The sequence below is a fragment of the Burkholderia sp. L-4 genome, assembly GCF_056856535.1.
Genome location: NZ_JBXEOX010000001.1, coordinates 1316121 through 1330601, shown reverse-complemented (window position 1 = coordinate 1330601; position 14481 = coordinate 1316121). Strand labels below are relative to the sequence as shown.

14 protein-coding genes and 1 riboswitch are annotated in these 14481 nt (G+C 68.4%); of the genes, 10 read left to right on the top strand and 4 right to left on the bottom strand.

Translation table 11 applies throughout. The features are described 5' to 3' along the window. The first annotated feature begins 396 nt into the window (after positions 1 to 396). From AC1VVG_RS06255 to AC1VVG_RS06225, 7 genes are all read left to right on the top strand, one after another. Positions 397 to 1422: a LacI family DNA-binding transcriptional regulator gene (locus tag AC1VVG_RS06255; protein WP_482835366.1), complete on the top strand. Its 1026-nt coding sequence runs from the start codon at positions 397 to 399 to the stop codon at positions 1420 to 1422. 63 nt (positions 1423 to 1485) lie between these two features. Beyond that, positions 1486 to 2514 carry an ABC transporter substrate-binding protein gene (locus AC1VVG_RS06250; RefSeq protein WP_034186593.1) on the top strand — a complete coding sequence of 343 codons (1029 nt, stop codon included), beginning with the start codon at positions 1486 to 1488 and terminating at the stop codon, positions 2512 to 2514. A gap of 17 nt (positions 2515 to 2531) precedes the next feature. Then, on the top strand, positions 2532 to 3356 hold the full coding sequence (locus AC1VVG_RS06245) for an ABC transporter permease (RefSeq protein ID WP_034186592.1): 825 nt from the start codon (positions 2532 to 2534) through the stop codon (positions 3354 to 3356). Positions 3357 to 3366: 10 nt separating this feature from the next. After that, entirely contained in the window at positions 3367 to 4263 is an 897-nt protein-coding gene (locus AC1VVG_RS06240) for an ABC transporter permease (RefSeq protein ID WP_482835365.1), read from the top strand. Between the two features lie 13 nt (positions 4264 to 4276). Further along, positions 4277 to 5308 (top strand): ABC transporter ATP-binding protein, encoded by a 1032-nt coding sequence (locus AC1VVG_RS06235; RefSeq protein WP_482835364.1) that lies wholly within the window; start codon positions 4277 to 4279, stop codon positions 5306 to 5308. Between the two features lie 86 nt (positions 5309 to 5394). Beyond that, positions 5395 to 6219, top strand: a complete 825-nt coding sequence (locus tag AC1VVG_RS06230) for a phosphodiesterase (RefSeq protein WP_059560610.1) — start codon at positions 5395 to 5397, stop codon at positions 6217 to 6219. A 153-nt stretch (positions 6220 to 6372) separates the two neighbouring features. Then, on the top strand, positions 6373 to 7572 hold the full coding sequence (locus AC1VVG_RS06225; RefSeq protein WP_482835363.1) for an MFS transporter: 1200 nt from the start codon (positions 6373 to 6375) through the stop codon (positions 7570 to 7572). A 21-nt stretch (positions 7573 to 7593) separates the two neighbouring features. On the opposite strand, the gene AC1VVG_RS06220 is transcribed toward AC1VVG_RS06225, so the two are convergent. The 4 genes from AC1VVG_RS06220 to AC1VVG_RS06205 form a co-directional block, all read right to left on the bottom strand. Then, positions 7594 to 8772 carry an EamA family transporter gene (locus AC1VVG_RS06220; protein ID WP_059560749.1) on the bottom strand — a complete coding sequence of 393 codons (1179 nt, stop codon included), beginning with the start codon at positions 8770 to 8772 and terminating at the stop codon, positions 7594 to 7596. A 549-nt stretch (positions 8773 to 9321) separates the two neighbouring features. Next, the gene (locus tag AC1VVG_RS06215; RefSeq protein ID WP_034186587.1) at positions 9322 to 10110 is read right to left on the bottom strand and encodes a molybdopterin-dependent oxidoreductase; all 789 of its coding nucleotides are present in this window, start codon (positions 10108 to 10110) and stop codon (positions 9322 to 9324) included. Between the two features lie 29 nt (positions 10111 to 10139). Continuing rightward, a complete protein-coding gene (locus AC1VVG_RS06210) occupies positions 10140 to 10772 on the bottom strand; it encodes a cytochrome b/b6 domain-containing protein (RefSeq protein WP_034186586.1) in 633 nt (210 codons plus the stop codon). A gap of 71 nt (positions 10773 to 10843) precedes the next feature. After that, the gene (locus AC1VVG_RS06205; protein WP_482835362.1) at positions 10844 to 11131 is read right to left on the bottom strand and encodes a pentapeptide MXKDX repeat protein; all 288 of its coding nucleotides are present in this window, start codon (positions 11129 to 11131) and stop codon (positions 10844 to 10846) included. Between the two features lie 270 nt (positions 11132 to 11401). Then, positions 11402 to 11518: riboswitch (TPP riboswitch) on the top strand. 126 nt (positions 11519 to 11644) lie between these two features. Here AC1VVG_RS06205 and thiC point away from each other — a divergent pair. From thiC to AC1VVG_RS06190, 3 genes are all read left to right on the top strand, one after another. Continuing rightward, a complete protein-coding gene (gene thiC / locus AC1VVG_RS06200; protein WP_034186584.1) occupies positions 11645 to 13576 on the top strand; it encodes a phosphomethylpyrimidine synthase ThiC in 1932 nt (643 codons plus the stop codon). A 232-nt stretch (positions 13577 to 13808) separates the two neighbouring features. Next, the gene (locus AC1VVG_RS06195; RefSeq protein WP_482835361.1) at positions 13809 to 14021 is read left to right on the top strand and encodes a glycine zipper 2TM domain-containing protein; all 213 of its coding nucleotides are present in this window, start codon (positions 13809 to 13811) and stop codon (positions 14019 to 14021) included. 194 nt (positions 14022 to 14215) lie between these two features. Next, complete coding sequence (locus AC1VVG_RS06190; RefSeq protein ID WP_034186583.1) at positions 14216 to 14464, top strand: hypothetical protein; 249 nt, start codon at positions 14216 to 14218, stop codon at positions 14462 to 14464. The last annotated feature ends 17 nt before the right edge of the window (positions 14465 to 14481 follow it).

The window sequence follows — 14481 nt, the reverse complement described above, 5'->3', positions numbered from 1 at the left end:
TCGCCGAATTTGAAGGGTTCTGCACCGACCGTTTCCGGCCGGGCACTCAATCGTTTAAGTCCGCTATGTTTACCAATTTCATCACCCCGGCAAGAGGGCGGACGCGATTCTACCATTGCTTGCGCATGCGTTCCCTTATTCTGCCGCACCGCATCGCGACACCGGCCGCCGTCGCGCGGATGCACTCCCGCCCGCTCGCCGTCGCTACGACAGGGCCGCCGGTTTCGTCGCGCGCCGCGCCCTCCCCGCTACAATCAAGCCCGCGTCGTCCGACGGCCCCAACCGTCTGACGTTTGTATCGTGCTTTTTTGCGAAACAAGCGTCGCGTGCGTCATCGCGAAGTCACAAACGTTTTCGATAATTCCCTCGCCGAAAACGTTTACATCGCGTTATTTCATGACCTCGACCATCAAGGACGTCGCTGCCCTCGCGGGCTTCTCGATCGCCACCGTCTCGCGCGCGATCAACGCCCCGCATACCGTCAGCCCCGCCACGCTGCAGACGATCCGCACCGCGATCGATACGCTGCAGTTCCGCCCGAGCCCGCTCGGCCGGCAACTGCGCGGCGAACGCACGCGACTCGTCGGCGTCGTCGTGCCGACGCTGTCGAACCCCGTGTTCGCCGACTGCCTGCAAGGCATCGACGCGCTCGCGACCGCGGCCGGCTTCAAGCTGATCGTGATGACGACCGAGTACGACGCCGCGCGCGAACGCCACGCGATCGAGACACTGCGCGAGCAGCGCGTCGAAGGGCTGATCCTCACCGTCGCCGACGCGGACACGCACCCGCTGCTCGACATGCTCGACCGCGACGGCCCGCACTACGTGCTGATGCACAACGACACGCAACGCCGCCCGTCGGTGTCGGTCGACAACCGCCGTGCCGCCTACGACGGCGTGCGGCTGCTGATCGCGCGCGGCCACCGCCGCGTGCTGATGCTGGCCGGTTCGCTCGCCGCGTCGGATCGCGCGCGCCAGCGTCATCTCGGCTATGCGCAGGCCCTCCAGGAAAGTGGCATGGCCACGCTGCCGCCGATCGAGGTCGACTTCAACGCACCCGAGCTGCCCGAAGCCGTGCTCGCGCATCTCACCGCGCACGCCACGCGCCCGACCGCCCTCTTCTGCAGCAACGACCTGCTCGCGATGGTCGTGATGCGCGGCCTGCGCCGCGCCGGCTTCTCGATTCCCGACGACCTGTCGGTACTCGGCTTCGACGGGATCGCGATCGGCGAACTGCTCGCGCCGCCGCTCGCGAGCGTGGCGACGCCGAACCGCGACATCGGCCGCCACGCGTGGCGGCGTCTCGTCGAATGCATCGGCGGCGCGACGCTCGAGCGCACGTCGCTGATCCTGCCGCATGCGGTGCGCGACGGCGCGACGGTCGCACCGCCGTCCATCGATCTGCAACGGCGCCAGGCCTGAACGCAGGCTGCCCCCGACAACCCCACCACCCCAGCGCACCACCCACTCGCCCGGAGACCCACCGTGTCCTTTCGCCTGACCTCGCTGCTGCGCGCGCTTGCCGCGCCGCTCGCCCTTGCCGCGCTCGTCGCCGGCGCGCCCGCCGCCCACGCCGACGAAACGGCGATCTGCTACAACTGCCCGCCCGAATGGGCCGACTGGGCCGCGCAGATCGCGGCGATCAAGCAGAAGACCGGCATCCGCGTGCCGTTCGACAACAAGAATTCGGGCCAGTCGATCGCGCAGCTGATCGCCGAACAGAAGAGCCCGGTCGCCGACGTCGTCTACCTCGGCGTGTCGTCGGCCTTCCAGGCGAAGGACAAGGGCGTGATCGCGCCGTACAAGCCCGCGCACTGGAACGACATTCCCGCGAACCTGAAGGATCCGCAAGGCTACTGGTTCGCGATCCACTCGGGCACGCTCGGCTTCTTCGTGAACAAGGACGCGCTCGACGGCAAGCCGGTGCCGCGTTCGTGGGCCGATCTGCTGAAACCCGAATACAAGGGCATGGTCGGTTATCTCGATCCGTCGAGCGCCTTCGTCGGTTATGCCGGCGCGGTCGCCGTCAACCAGGCGTTGGGCGGCAGCCTCGACAACTTCAAGCCGGCCCTCGACTGGTTCCGCAAGCTGAAGGCGAACGCGCCGATCGTGCCGAAACAGACTGCGTATGCACGCGTGCTGTCCGGCGAGATTCCGATCCTGCTCGACTACGACTTCGATGCGTATCGTGCGAAGTACAAGGACAGCGCGAACGTCGAGTTCGTGATTCCGAAGGAAGGCACGATCGCCGTGCCGTACGTGATGAGCCTCGTGAAGGGTGCGCCGCACGACGCGAACGGCAAGAAGGTGCTCGACTTCGTGCTGTCGGACGAAGGCCAGAAGCTGTGGGCCAACGCCTACCTGCGCCCGGTACGCGCGCAGGCGCTCGGCGCCGACGTCGCCGCGAAGTTCCTGCCGGCGAGCGAGTACGCACGCGCGAAATCGGTCGACTTCGGCAAGATGGCGGCCGGCCAGCAGGCGTTCGGCCAGCAGTACCTGCAGGTGATGCAGTAAGCGGCAGGACACAATCGATGCTCGACCTGACTTTTCCGCTGCGCTGGCGCGTCGCGCTCGTCGCGCCGGCGCTGGCGGTGTTCGCCGCGTTCTGGCTGCTGCCGATGGCGGCGCTCGTGCAGGTATCCGCCGACGGCGCGTTCCTGTCGCACTACGCGGCGCTGCTCGGCAATGCGCGTTACATGAAGAGCCTCGGCGAGACGGTCGCGCTATCCGCGGGCGTCACGCTCGCGACGCTCGCGCTGTCGACGATCTCGGGCCTCCTGCTCGCGCGCCGCGAGTTCGCGGGCAAGCGCGTGCTGCTCGCGCTGCTCACGTTTCCGCTCGCGTTCCCGGGCGTCGTCGTCGGCTTCATGGTGATCATGCTCGCCGGCCGCCAGGGGCTGATCGGCATGCTGTCGGCAAAGCTCACCGGCGACAAATGGGTATTCGCGTACTCGGTCGCGGGCCTGTTCGTCGGCTACCTGTACTTCTCGATTCCGCGCGTGATCGTCACCGTGATCGCGGCCGCGTCGAAGCTCGATGCGTCGCTCGAGGAAGCCGCGCGTTCGCTCGGCGCGTCGCCGTGGCGCATCTTCGTCGACATCGTGCTGCCCGCGCTCGCGCCCGGGCTGATCGCGGCCGGCGCGATCTGCTTCGCGACCGCGATGGGCGCCTTCGGCACCGCCTTCACGCTCGCCACCGACCTGAACGTGCTGCCGATGACGATCTATACCGAATTCACGCTGAACGCGAACATCGCGACGGCGGCCGGCCTGTCGATCGTGCTCGGCATCGTCACCTGGGCCGTGCTCGCGCTCGCGCGCCGTTTCACCGGCCACACCGCCGCCGCCGCGGCCTGAGGATTCCCGCATGCAATCGCTTTCCAGCTCCTCCGCGCCGTCACCGGCGCCCGCTCCCGCGCAGGCGAACGGCGTCGCGCGACGCGCGCCGCACGTCACGGCCGCGCGCGCGATCGCCGCGCTGCAATGGGGCGTCACGCTGCTACTGTGCGCGTTCCTGATCGTGCCCGTCGTGATGTCCGTGCTCGCGGGCCTGACCGTCAACTATTTCCGCGGCCTGTCGAGCGGCCTCACGCTGCGCTGGCTCGAACAGGTGTGGCAGCAGTATCACGGCTCGGTCGCGCTGTCGCTCGAAGTCGCGTTCGCGACGCTCGCGATCGTGCTCGTCGCCGGCGTGCCGGCCGGCTATGCGCTCGCGCGCAGCAAGAGCCGCGTCGCGCGCGCGATCGAGGAGGCGCTCGTGCTGCCGGTCGCGCTGCCCGGGCTCGCGTCGGCACTCGCGCTGCTGGTGGTGTACGGCGGCTTCACCGCGTTCCGGATGAGCCTGTGGTTCATCGTCGTCGGCCACGTCGTGTTCACGCTGCCGTTCATGGTGCGCGCGGTGGCCGCCGTCGCGGCCGGCGCCGACCTGCGCACGCTCGAGGAAGGCGCGGCGAGCCTCGGCGCGTCGTTCGTCACGCGCTTCGTCACGATCGTGCTGCCGAACCTGCGCCCCGGCATCGTCGCGGGCGCGCTCGCGGTGCTCACGCTGTCGATCGGCGAATTCAACCTCACGTGGATGCTGCACACGCCCGACACCAAGACACTGCCGGTCGGGCTCGCCGATACCTATGCGTCGCTGCGCCTCGAAGTCGGCAGCGCGTACACGATCCTGTTCCTGCTGATGACGCTGCCGCTCCTCGTCGCGATGCAGTGGCTCGGCGTCGATCCGTCCGGCACGCGTGCGCTCAAGCAGCGCCCGCGCTGAATTTTTCGCTGATATGAAACTCGATTCCACTCCCATCACGCTGACCCATTGCGCGAAGACGTTCCGCGGCACGCGCGTACTCGAACCGCTCGACCTGTCCATCGGCGCGGGCGAGACACTCGTGCTGCTCGGGCCGTCAGGCTGCGGCAAGACGACCACGCTGCGCCTGATCGCGGGCCTCGACACGCCGGACGCCGGCGGCACGATCGCGTTCGGCAACGACGACGTCACCGCGCTGCCGATCGAGCGTCGGCAGGTCGGCATGGTGTTCCAGAACTATGCGCTGTTTCCGAACCTGACGGTGCGCGGCAACGTCGGCTACGGGCTGAAGATCCGCAAGACCGAGCCGCGCGCGCTGCGTGAACGCGTCGACGAACTGCTCGCGATGATGCGGCTCGACGCGCATGCGGACAAGCCGGTCGACCAGCTGTCGGGCGGCCAGCGCCAGCGCGTCGCGCTGGCCCGCGCGCTCGCGGTGCGGCCGCGCGTGCTGCTGCTCGACGAACCGCTGACCGCGCTCGACGCGAAACTGCGCGACGTGCTGCGCCGCGAGATGAACACGCTGCTGCGCGAGCTCGGCGTGACGACCGTCTACGTGACGCACGACCAGGCCGAGGCGATGGAACTCGGCGACCGGATCGTCGTGATGGGCGCGGGCCGCATCGAGCAGATCGGCACGCCGCGCGACATTTACTACCACCCGGCGAACCGCACCGTCGCACAGTTCATCGGCACGCTGAACCGGCTCGCCGGGCAATGGCGCGACGGCGCGCTGGTGACGACGGGCGGCGCGATCGCGACGCCGCACGCCGCCGACGAATGGTTCTTCCGCCCGGAGGACGCGCAGCTCGCCGATCCCGCGCATGCGCCGCTGCGCGGCGCGGTCGGCGCGTGCGCGTTCCTCGGCGAGCGCACGCGGCTCACGATCGAACGCGCGGCACCCGATGCGCTCGTGATCGACGTGCCGGGCCGCATCGCGCTCGCACGCGGCACGGCGGTCGGCCTCACGATCGCACCGGAAGGCCTGATCGCGCTCGGCGCGTGACCCGTCGTTCGGGCATCATTCCTGCAGCCCCCACCGCGGTGCACGACAGCGCCGCGACAACAAACAGACGATTCCGAGGAACGACGATGCTGCTTGCTCAAATCAGCGATCTCCACATCAAGCGTCCGGGCCAGCTCGCGTACCGGCGCGTCGACACGGCGGCCGCGCTTGCGCGCTGCATCGCGAAGCTGAACGCGCTCGAGCCGCGTCCCGACGCCGTGCTCGTCACCGGCGACCTGACCGACTTCGGCCACGACGAAGAGTACGGCAACCTGCGTGGGCTGCTCGCGGCGCTCGAGATTCCGTACTACCTGATGATCGGCAACCACGACGACCGCGCCGGGCTGCGCCGTGCGTTTGCCGCGCGCGCCGAATTGCAGGACGGCGCATTCGTGCAGTACGCGCTCGACGTCGGCGCGGTGCGCGTGCTCGCGCTCGATTCGCAGGTGCCCGGCGCGAGTCACGGCGATCTGTGCGACGCACGGCTCGCGTGGCTCGCCGCGCAGCTCGACGCCGCACGCGACCGGCCGGTGATCGTCGCGCTGCATCACCCGCCGTTCGTGGCGGGCATCGGCCATATGGACAAGCTGCGCCTCGCGCCGGCCGCTGCCGCGAAACTCGACGCGCTGCTGCGCGGTCATCCGAACGTCGAGCGGGTGCTGTGCGGCCACGTGCACCGCACGATGTTCACGCGCTTCGGCGGCACGCTCGCGGCGGCGGTGCCGTCGCCCGCGCATCAGGTGGCGTTCGACCTGCGGGCCGACGCGCCGTCCGCGTTCCGGCTCGAACCGCCGGCGTTCGCGGTCCATCGTTATGCGCCCGATACGGGGATGACGTCGCATCACGTGTACGTCGACGAAGGCGCCGGCCCGTATCCGTTCTACGAACCGACGGGCGAACTGGTCGACTGACGGCTTGCGGCACGCACGGCGGCGGGCGGCGGCCGGTTCGCCGCCTGCCCGGCAGGATTCGCGTCGCTCCGGTATGATCGGCAGCCTCGACCGGCGCTCGGCCCGCCTGTGCACCCGACGCTCGCCACGCCGTCCAACTCCGTCCGCGCAGCCATGTCCACCGCCTCCACCGACCGTCCGACCGACACCGCCTCGCCCCACTACTCGCGCAGCCTGCTGTTGCTGCTCGCGACGATCGCGGGCGTATCGGTCGCGAACATCTACTACAACCAGCCGCTGCTCGACAGCTTCCGCTCGACTTTTCCCGACGGCGCGTCATGGATCGGCGCGGTGCCGACCGCGACGCAGCTCGGTTATGCGGCCGGCATGTTCCTGCTCGCGCCGCTCGGCGACCGGTTCGACCGCCGCGGGCTGATCCTGATGCAGATCGCCGGCCTGTCGGTCGCGCTGATCGTGGCGGCCACCGCGCCGTCGCTGGCCGTACTCGCCGTCGCGAGCCTCGCGATCGGCGTCCTCGCGACCATCGCGCAGCAGGCCGTGCCGTTCGCCGCCGAAATCGCGCCGCCCGCCGAACGCGGGCATGCAGTCGGCACCGTGATGAGCGGCCTGCTGCTCGGCATCCTGCTCGCGCGCACGGCCGCCGGTTTCGTCGCCGAGTATTTCGGCTGGCGCGCGGTGTTCGCCGCGTCGGTCGCGGCACTCGTCGTGCTCGCCGCCGTGATCGTGATGCGGCTGCCGCGCAGTTCGCCGACGTCGACGCTGTCGTACGGCAAGCTGCTCGGCTCGATGTGGCATCTGGCCGTCGAACTGCGCGGGCTGCGCGAGGCGTCGCTGACGGGCGCCGCGCTGTTCGCGGCGTTCAGCGCGTTCTGGCCCGTGCTGACGCTGCTGCTCGCCGGCGCGCCGTTCCATCTCGGCCCGCAGGCTGCCGGCCTGTTCGGGATCGTCGGGGCGGCCGGCGCGCTCGCGGCGCCGTACGCCGGCCGCTTCGCGGACACGCGCGGCCCGCGCGCGATCATCTCGCTCGCGATCGCGCTGTTGGCGTTGTCATTCGTGATTTTTGCGGTGTCGGGTTCGAGCCTCGCCGGACTCGTGATCGGCGTGATCGTGCTGGATGTCGGCGTACAGGCCGCGCAGATCTCCAACCAGTCGCGCATCTACGCGCTGAAGCCCGACGCGCGCAGCCGCGTGAACACGGTGTACATGGTGTGTTACTTCATCGGCGGCGCGCTCGGCTCGTCGGCCGGGGTTGCCGCATGGCATGCGTTCGGCTGGACCGGCATGTGCGCGACGGGGCTGCTGTTCGCCGCGCTCGCGGGCTGGTCCCACCATCGCGGCGGCCGGCACGGCTGAGCGCGGCCGGCCACCGTGGTGTCACGCGTCGGCGCGCGGCACGGCCGGTTCGTCGACGGGCGGCGGCGCGAACGCCGGTGCCGGGTCGATCACCGCGGCGGGATCCATCACGGCAGCCGGCGCCGGCACCGCGAGCGGAACGGCGGAAGGCGCGAGGATCGGCGCCGCTTCGGGAATCGCGATCTGCTCGGGGGCGGCATCGGCCGCCGCCGCCGGCGCGTGCTCGGCCGCCACGGCCGCCGAACCGTCGGCCGCCGCCCGTGCCGCCGGCCGACGCGCCGGATCGAACACGAACGACAGCGCGACACTGCCGAGGATCGCGACGGTCGCGACCACGGTCGCCATCGTCACCGGCTCGCCGAGCAGCAGCGCACCGAGCGCGACCGCGACGATCGGGTTCACGTACATGCAGCTGCTCGCGATGATCGGGCTCGTATGGCGGATCAGATAGCCGTACGCGACATACGCGGCCATCGTGCAGAACACCATCAGGTACAGGAACGCGAACACCGGCCCCACCATCACCTGTTCGATGCGTTCGCCGATCAGCCAGGCGACGAGCGTCGAAATCAGGCCGCCGAGGCCGATCTGCAGCGACGTCGACAGGAACAGGTCCGACGGCAGCCTGAGCCGCGTCGCGAGGTGCGCGCCGCCCGCCCAGAACAGCGCGCCGGCCAGCACGCAGATCGTGCCCAGTGCCGAATTCCGGGCCGCCGCGCCACCCGAGTTCAGCACGACGATACCGACCATCCCGAGCGCGACGGCCGCCCACTCGCCCTTCGTCACGGGCCGCCCGGCCACCGCCGCGATCACCGTCGCGAACAGCGGCACGGTCGCCACCATCACCGCGGCCGAGCCGCTGCTGACCGAGCTGATCCCCAGCGCGATCGTGCCGGACGACAGCGCGACGAGCATCGTGCCGACAATCCCCGCGTTGCGAATTTCGAGCAGCGTCGGCCATTCGGGCTTGCGTCGCAGCGCGAAAATGAACAGGCCGATCCCGCCGAGCAGGTTGCGCAGCCCCGACAGCAGCAGCGGCGGGAACGACTGCAGCGCGAAATGCAGGCCGCTGTAGGTTGAACCCCAGACGAAATAGATGAACACGAGCGCCAGCGCGACCCGGCCGCCGCGGCTTTGCGGCAGGCGGATCCGGAACGAAAAGCGCGCGAGGAAATCGAGCAGGCGGTCGAGCGGCGTCATCGTGCAGCCCGCCCGCACGTCACGCCGCGTGCCCCGCTGAAAGACGCCGGCCATGCCGGCAAACGGTCCTGGCGGGACCGGAAAGGCAGAGCGAACGTGCGGAACGACATGGCAGTGCGAACGGCGACGAAAGAGAACCGGCGAGCGGCGGCAGAGGGACAAAAAAAACGTGCGCACCCGCTTCGGCTGCACACGCTCGGCATTATGGCATCAAGGATTCGAAAGCATCGTCAGACCTGTCTGAAAGCATAAAGACTGACGTTTCGGCGCGACATTTTTCGGCCCGCACGCGGATGAAATCCGGGGCCGGATGAGCGGAACGCGCGCGGAACCGGCGCCGATAACGCGCGCGCACCCGCGCAATCCGGGGCCGTCGAATCCGGCGTCGGCCAAACGGCCCGCCGTGCGCGCCGGTCCGTCCGTCGCGCCGGTCGTGACGGACGACGGGTGGGCTCGACGCGTTCGTGAACAGGGCCGCTGCGGTCGGCCCGCCTGTCGATCTTCAGGTGCGCGAATCCGCGTGCCGGACGCGCGCGCCCCGCGCGCCGCTCACGATCCGCCGAACCAGTTGTAGCCCTGATCGACCCAGTAGCCGCCCGGGAACGTATCGGTCACGAAGATTTCCATGATGTGCTTCGGATTCTTGTAACCGAGCTTGGTCGGCATCCGCAGCTTCATCGGGAAGCCGTACTCCGGCGGCAACTGGCGGCCGTCGTACTCGAGCGCGAGCAGCGTCTGCGGATGCAGCGCGGTCGGCATGTCGATGCTTTCGTAATAATCGTCCGCGCACTTGAAGCCGACGTATTTCGCCCGCGTGTCGGCGCCGGCGCGCGCGAGGAACGCGCCGAACGGCGTGCCGCCCCAGCGGCCGATCGCACTCCACCCTTCGACGCAGATGTGCCGCGTGATCTGTTCCGCATGCGGCAGCGCGCGCAGCTCGTCGAGCGTCCACACGCGCTTGCCCGTCACGCGGCCGGACAGCACGAGGCGATACGTCGACGCATCGACATGCCGCACTTCGTCGATCCCGTAGTACGCGTTGAATGGGAACGGACGCGTGATGTCGGCCTCGGTGTAGGTCGGCGCGAGCCGGTCGGGGTTGAACAACCAAGCCTGCACGCGATCGTTCATGCGCGACACCTTCTCGAGGAACGTGTTGACCGACGCGTCGTCCTGCAACGTGCAGCCGGTCAGCATCGCGAGGCCGCCGAGCGTCAGGACGCGCCGGTTGAAGAGCCGCCGCGACGGCATCTCGAGCTCGCGGCGCACGTCGAGTTCGAGCGACTTGCGATCGAGCGTCCAGCGCGGCTCGTCGCGGCTTTTTTCGGATTCCGACATGATGATTTCCTTCGCCCGCGGTGGGCAGGTCAGCGGCCGCGCAGCATCGCGAGCAGCGAGCGCGGCACCAGCAGCGCCATCGCGACATGGACGACAAAGAAGGCGACCAGCAGCGACATCGCCCAGAAATGCACGACGCGTGCGTTGTCGTAGCCGCCGAACAGTTCGCGCAGCAGCGGAAACTGGACGGACTTCCAGATCGTGAGCCCCGACAGCACCAGCACGACGAGATCGACGATCGCGGTCAGGTACGCGGCACGCTGCACCGCGTTGTAGACGCTCAGGTCGTCGTGCGCGAGCCGCCCGCCGAGCGCGGCGCGGATGTCGCGCCATACGGATGCCGGCGTGACGGGCAGCAGCTTGCGCGCGAAGCGCCCCGTCGCGATCGACATCGCGAGGTAGAACAGCCCGTTGGCGACCAGCAGCCACATCGCCGCGAAATGCCATTGCAGCGCGCCGCCGAGCCAGCCGCCGAGCGTGATGCCGTGCGCGAACGTGAATGACGGATAGATCGGCGACGCGTCGTAGATGCGCCAGCCCGACAGCGCCATCAGGATCGCCGCGAGCGCGTTGAGCCAGTGGCTCACGCGCACCCACGGCGGATGAATCGTGGGCGCGGGCGGCGGCGTGCTCGTGCGATCCGTGACAGGAACCGTTTGCATGATGAAGACTCCCGGATTGAGGCGTCGGGGCGGGACGCGATGCGTGCTGCCGGTCGCGCCCCGTGCATTCGTCAGTTCGACGGGCTCATGGCGTCCTTCTTCATCGCGTCGCCCTTGGACATCGCGTCGTGGCCCATCGCGTCCTTCTTCATCGCGTCCTTCTTCATCGCGTCGTGCTTCATGCCGTCCTTCTTCATGCCGTCCTTCTTCATCGCGCCGTCCTTGGCCATCGCGTCGTGGCCCATCGCGTCCTTCGACATCGACATGCCGTCCTTCGACATCGCATCGTTCTGCGCATATGCGCCCGTTGCGATCGTGGCAAGCGCGGCGACACAGGCAACCAGGAATACGTTTTTCATGACATCTCTCCACTACATGGGTTTAGGAGCCGAATAGACGGAGCACACCGCCGGAAATGACAGCGATGTCAAAAAAAATTCTAGACGCCGAAAATGAAGACGCGAATGCTGCACCGCTCGGCCCTGGGCGGCCCCACCGGGAAGCCGTCCGGCGGCCGCGATTGCTGCGGCGCACCCCGCCCGGTCCGGCCGCGGCGATCAAGCGATCGCCCGGCGGCATCCGCTCCGCTCCCGGTTGAAACCGCCGCCAAGCCGGTGTATCGTGTGCCCTTGCTAACGCGGGGGTCCTGCAATGCGCCCGGTCAAACAACCGGCATTGCGGGTGAGAAATACCCTTTGAACCTGATCTGGATAATGCCAGCGCAGGGAAGCGTACGGATTTCGCCGCCATCCCTCTGACGAAACCCGCCGCCTCACGAATCTCGTCTCCTGCTTAGCTCGCGCCCCACAATTGCTTTGCATGGGGCCCGAGTAAGCGCCGAAGCGCCGACTCGGGCCGACACAGGAGATCGAATGAACGCCAATCCGAAGTTTCTGTCCGCCGACGCCCACGTCGACGCGGCTGCCGTCGCGCCGCTGCCGAATTCGCGCAAGGTCTACGTCACCGGCTCGCAGCCCGACATCCGCGTGCCGATGCGCGAAATCACGCAGGCCGACACGCCGACCGGCTTCGGCGGCGAAAAGAATCCGCCGATCTACGTGTACGACACGTCGGGCCCCTACACCGATCCGGACGCGAAGATCGACATCCGTGCGGGCCTGCCCGCGCTGCGCCAACGCTGGATCGAGGCACGCGGCGACACCGACGTGCTCTCCGGCCTGTCGAGCCAGTACGGCCTCGAGCGCGCGGCCGATCCGGCCACGGCCGACCTGCGTTTCCCCGGCCTGCACCGCAACCCGCGTCGCGCCCAGGCCGGCAAGAACGTCACGCAGATGCACTACGCGCGCCAGGGCATCATCACGCCGGAAATGGAGTACATCGCGATCCGCGAGAACCAGCGCCGCGCCGAATACATCGAGAGCCTGAAGTCGAGCGGCCCGAACGGCGCGAAGCTCGCCGCGATGATGGGCCGCCAGCACCCGGGCCAGGCATTCGGCGCCGCGGCCTTCGGCGCGAATGCGCTGGCCGAGATCACGCCGGAATTCGTGCGCGACGAAGTCGCACGCGGCCGCGCGATCATCCCCGCGAACATCAACCACCCGGAATCCGAGCCGATGATCATCGGCCGCAACTTCCTCGTGAAGATCAACGCGAACATCGGCAACTCGGCCGTCACGTCGTCGATCGGCGAGGAAGTCGACAAGATGACGTGGGCGATCCGCTGGGGCGGCGACACGGTGATGGACCTGTCGACCGGCAAGCACATCCATGAAACGCGCGAGTGGATCATCCGCAACAGCCCGGTGCCGATCGGCACGGTGCCGATCTACCAGGCGCTCGAGAAGGTCAACGGCAAGGCCGAGGACCTCACGTGGGAAATCTTCCGCGACACGCTGATCGAGCAGGCCGAGCAAGGCGTCGACTACTTCACGATCCACGCCGGCGTGCGCCTGCAGTACGTGCCGCTCACCGCGAACCGGATGACGGGCATCGTGTCGCGCGGCGGCTCGATCATGGCGAAGTGGTGCCTCGCGCATCACAAGGAAAGCTTCCTGTACGAACACTTCGAAGAGATCTGCGAGATCATGAAGGCGTACGACGTGAGCTTCTCGCTCGGCGACGGCCTGCGTCCCGGCTCGATCTACGACGCGAACGACGAAGCGCAGCTCGGCGAGCTGAAGACGCTCGGCGAGCTCACGCAGATCGCGTGGAAGCACGACGTGCAGGTGATGATCGAAGGCCCCGGCCACGTGCCGATGCAGCTGATCAAGGAGAACATGGATCTCCAGCTCGACTGGTGCAAGGAAGCGCCGTTCTACACGCTCGGGCCGCTGACGACCGACATCGCACCGGGCTACGACCACATCACGTCGGGCATCGGCGCGGCGATGATCGGCTGGTTCGGCACCGCGATGCTCTGCTACGTGACGCCGAAGGAACACCTCGGCCTGCCGAACAAGGACGACGTGAAGGAAGGCATCATCACGTACAAGCTCGCCGCGCACGCCGCCGACCTCGCCAAGGGTCACCCGGGCGCGCAGGTGCGCGACAACGCGCTGTCGAAGGCACGCTTCGAGTTCCGCTGGGAAGATCAGTTCAACATCGGTCTCGATCCGGACAAGGCGCGCGAATTCCACGACGAAACGCTGCCGAAGGATTCGGCGAAGGTCGCGCACTTCTGCTCGATGTGCGGCCCGCACTTCTGCTCGATGAAGATCACGCAGGACGTGCGCGAGTTCGCGGCACAGCAGGGCGTGTCGGAAACCGAGGCGCTGAAGAAAGGGATGGAAGTGAAGGCGGTCGAGTTCGTCAAGACCGGCGCCGAGATCTATCACCGTCAGTAAGCGCAAGCAGCGATCCGCGCCGGGTCGCATCGCGATGCACGAAGCCCGCTTTCGAGCGGGCTTTTTTGCGCACGTCGCGTGCCTGCGGCGGCACGGGAAACAATTGATTACGAAACCGCGCAAGCCTTAACAAGTCCTTACAGCAGCCCCGCCAAGCGGCGCGTAGATTGGGGTCATGCGCGGCCGCCAGCCGGTCGCGCGACCTCCGCTCACTACCACAAGGACAACGATCATGAACTCGATTCGGCGTTTTGGGGTACGCGCGCTTCTCGTCGCGACGGTGGCCAGCCTGTCGGCCTGCGATTCGATGTCACGACGTCAGCGCGACACGGCAATCGGCGCGGGTGTCGGCGGCGTCGCCGGCGCGGCGATCGGCGGCAGCGCGCTGTCGACGCTCGGCGGTGCGGCAGCCGGCGGCATCATCGGTAACCAGGTCGGCAAGTAAGCCGCCGGCCGGACCCGGCGCAACCTTCGTCCAGACGGCGTTTCCGCGATGCGGAAGCGCCGTTTTCGCATGCGGCGCCGCAATAGGCGCGGCAGCCGCCCGGAAATGATCGGTTACCGTTTTGCACACCGTGTCATCGGCGCGCGGCCTAAGCTTAAGCATCTGCCGATTGCCGGCTCCGCCGGAGAGACATCATGAACAGGACCCTCGTCGCGGCGGCGCTCGCCTGCACGACGCTCGCCGGCTGCTACTACCCGTACGGCTACTATCCCGGCGGCTATTACACGGCCGCGCCGGTGCAGCCGGCGCCCGTGTACGTCGATCCCGGCCCCGCCTACTACTATCCGGCGCCGGCCTATGCGCCTGCCTGGGGCGGCTATTGGGGACCGGCGCTGTCGCTCAATTTCGGCTTCGGCGGACGCGGCGGCTGGCGCCATCACTGACCGGGCACGGCCGCCGA

What these genes read in the sequence shown, in the direction of transcription:
- AC1VVG_RS06230 (WP_059560610.1), top strand. Translation starts at nt 5,395, where the DNA reads ATGCTGCTTGCTCAAATCAGCGATCTCCACATCAAGCGTCCGGGCCAG.
- AC1VVG_RS06210 (WP_034186586.1), bottom strand. Translation starts at nt 10,772, where the DNA reads ATGCAAACGGTTCCTGTCACGGATCGCACGAGCACGCCGCCGCCCGCG.
- AC1VVG_RS06215 (WP_034186587.1), bottom strand. Translation starts at nt 10,110, where the DNA reads ATGTCGGAATCCGAAAAAAGCCGCGACGAGCCGCGCTGGACGCTCGAT.
- AC1VVG_RS06190 (WP_034186583.1), top strand. Translation starts at nt 14,216, where the DNA reads ATGAACAGGACCCTCGTCGCGGCGGCGCTCGCCTGCACGACGCTCGCC.
- AC1VVG_RS06245 (WP_034186592.1), top strand. Translation starts at nt 2,532, where the DNA reads ATGCTCGACCTGACTTTTCCGCTGCGCTGGCGCGTCGCGCTCGTCGCG.
- AC1VVG_RS06235 (WP_482835364.1), top strand. Translation starts at nt 4,277, where the DNA reads ATGAAACTCGATTCCACTCCCATCACGCTGACCCATTGCGCGAAGACG.
- AC1VVG_RS06225 (WP_482835363.1), top strand. Translation starts at nt 6,373, where the DNA reads ATGTCCACCGCCTCCACCGACCGTCCGACCGACACCGCCTCGCCCCAC.
- thiC (WP_034186584.1), top strand. Translation starts at nt 11,645, where the DNA reads ATGAACGCCAATCCGAAGTTTCTGTCCGCCGACGCCCACGTCGACGCG.
- AC1VVG_RS06205 (WP_482835362.1), bottom strand. Translation starts at nt 11,131, where the DNA reads ATGAAAAACGTATTCCTGGTTGCCTGTGTCGCCGCGCTTGCCACGATC.
- AC1VVG_RS06220 (WP_059560749.1), bottom strand. Translation starts at nt 8,772, where the DNA reads ATGACGCCGCTCGACCGCCTGCTCGATTTCCTCGCGCGCTTTTCGTTC.
- AC1VVG_RS06195 (WP_482835361.1), top strand. Translation starts at nt 13,809, where the DNA reads ATGAACTCGATTCGGCGTTTTGGGGTACGCGCGCTTCTCGTCGCGACG.
- AC1VVG_RS06240 (WP_482835365.1), top strand. Translation starts at nt 3,367, where the DNA reads ATGCAATCGCTTTCCAGCTCCTCCGCGCCGTCACCGGCGCCCGCTCCC.
- AC1VVG_RS06255 (WP_482835366.1), top strand. Translation starts at nt 397, where the DNA reads ATGACCTCGACCATCAAGGACGTCGCTGCCCTCGCGGGCTTCTCGATC.